This window comes from Streptomyces sp. NPDC002130, from assembly GCF_040296465.1.
In the GTDB taxonomy this organism is placed as follows: Bacteria; Actinomycetota; Actinomycetes; order Streptomycetales; family Streptomycetaceae; genus Streptomyces.
Genome location: NZ_JBEOXI010001325.1, coordinates 1 through 1,005 on the forward strand (window position 1 = coordinate 1; position 1,005 = coordinate 1,005).

1 pseudogene is annotated in these 1,005 nt (G+C 58.8%); it reads left to right on the forward strand.

The annotated features are described in order from the left end of the window. Nucleotides 1–475: pseudogene (locus tag ABT116_RS50680) on the forward strand (hypothetical protein); the annotation flags it as partial. Between the last annotated feature and the right edge of the window lie 530 nt (nt 476–1,005).

The window sequence follows — 1,005 nt, forward strand, 5'->3', positions numbered from 1 at the left end:
GACCAACTTCCAGAACCAGGCCGTCGCCGACTCCGCCGCCGCCTACCAGACCGCGCTGATGTGGTGCATCACCGGCGAGCGCGCCTACGCGGACATACTGGTCGCTGATGCACTTAAATCAGGTCGTTCACTCGAGCTAACACGACCCTCTGACATCGCAGCAGCCCAACGGATGCAGAGCCTGGTAAACAATCCGCGCAGCACGCTTGGCGACGTAACGAAACATGTCACGACAGCACTTCGGCGGCTGTACAGACAACGCAACCTCTTGATGCACGGGGGTTCCACCAACTCTGTTGCCCTGCAAGCCACCCTACGAACAGCTGCACCTTTAGTCGGCGCTGGACTTGACCGAATCATCCACGCCTCACTGAACGATGGGGTTGATCCACTGTCTTTAGCATCACGCGCCCTACTCAACCTTCGGTTGGTCGGCGGCGATGACGGGCGACACCTGGCAGACCTTCTCGAGTAATCCCGGCTGCGGACCAACTCGGAATCAACTACCCAAACCTGAAGTCAAGTAGCCATATGTGGTTCAAAACTAAAGTCATATGATAGGTTTCTGGACTAAGACTTAGGAGGAGCTGTGGATGCTGGCCGTTGGTGGGCGCTGGAGACTTTCGGTGAGTACGGCCCCCATATTAGGGAGCAAGTTGCCCAACACATTCGCAGTGAACACGAGGCTTCATTGGATGCGCAGGAAGCATCCGGACACCGATCAAAGAGGGTTTACGGCGAGTTCTGGAGTGGCGTTCTCGAGCGTTTCGAGACCTTCGGCAAGTTGCCCGACGCGGCACTCGTTCGACCAGGTCGGGCCCCATACAAAATTCCAGTGATCAAGGGTGTCGCACTGTTCCCATGGCGGTTCTCCAACAACAAGGACACTGGTCTCGGCGAGATTCCGTTCGGCCAACGCCATCGACTACAGCCTCCACGCGGGCGTCTTCACCTCGCGCCTGGACCGCGCCCTGACCGCGGCCCGGCTGCTGGAGGCCGGCGGAG